We start from the raw sequence: 1285 nt of genomic DNA, 5'->3' as shown, positions 1-1285 counted from the left end.
TGGTGCAAACCAGACTATCGTATCAAGTGGTAATGTTGCGACTTTAACCAGATCATCAGCTACTGCTGGAAGATTTATCTATAATCTGGTGAGTGTGCAGGATGCAAGTTCAACCAATTGCTCAAATGTTCAAACGGGTACGGCAACTATCACTGTTAATCCAACCCCTAAAGGATTTAATGATGTTGCTACACTAGATTGTTCAGGTAGCTTGAATTACAATATTCAATCGAATTTAAATAACATAGCAAATGGGGGTAATGCAGTTGCATCCACTTTTATCTGGACGGTTAATTCAAATGCAAATGTTATTGGAGCTGCTAATGGCAATGGGAACAGTATCATTCAAACCTTAATCAATACGAGCAATATTACTCAGCAAGTCATTTATACTATTGTACCAACAGCAACTGGAGCTGGTAATTGTATAGGCAGTAGTTTCACATTAACTGTAGATGTTCCTGTGTGTTCTGCTATGACGATTTCGAAATCTGCAGATAAAACTTCAATTTCAAAAGCTGGAGATATTATTACTTACACTATTTCAGTTAAAAATACTGGTAATGCCAATCAGACTAATGTAACTGTAAATGATCCGTTAATAAGCTCATCAGTTTTAGCTTCACCAACGGGAGACAATGGAAATGGTATTTTAGAAAAAGGTGAAACATGGCTGTATACTGGTAGTTATAACGTAGTTCAAAGTGATATTGATAATGATGGAAAACCAATATTAAACAGCCATATTATCCGCAATACAGCAACAGTCAGTTCAAATCAAATCACTACGGTACAAAGTGCAAATGCAGATGTGAACATTACGATTTCTCCTTCGATCACTTTTGTTAAAACGGGTGTGTTAGCATTAGACGGAAATACGATTAGCTACTCGTTTGTAGTCAAAAACACCGGAAATGTAACCATTAATAGTTTGGTGGTTAATGATCCTAAAATCACCTCACCAATTATCTTAGGTACCACCACACTTGCTCCTGGAGCCATTACTTCAGCCGCTGCAATTTATACCATTTTACAAAGTGAAAAAGAAACGGGTTCAGTAAGTAATACGGCTTCTATATCAGGTATAACGCCAACGAACGTAAACGTTAGTGATGTTTCTGGTACAACTGATGCCAATGATAATCCGACAATTGTAAACACTGGAGTGTTAGCAATTAATGATGTTGGTGTTGCAAACGGATTTACAGGTGGCGAAGCGGTTGCAAGCGTATTGGCAAACGATAGCTACAATGGAAATCCAGCGACATTGGCAAACGTAAACCTG

General features: G+C 37.7%; 1 protein-coding gene. It reads left to right on the top strand.

Features of this window, described 5'->3' with window-relative positions; translation table 11 throughout:
* Window positions 1-1285: DUF7507 domain-containing protein (locus tag ON09_RS23685; protein WP_010603553.1), on the top strand; the 1285-nt coding region annotated here is incomplete at both ends.

Origin of the sequence: Pedobacter agri PB92 (assembly GCF_000258495.1) — a bacterium.
Lineage (GTDB): Bacteria > Bacteroidota > Bacteroidia > Sphingobacteriales > Sphingobacteriaceae > Pedobacter > Pedobacter agri.
Note: the sequence above shows the minus strand (reverse complement) of the source record. Positions and strands in the feature narration are given on the sequence as shown.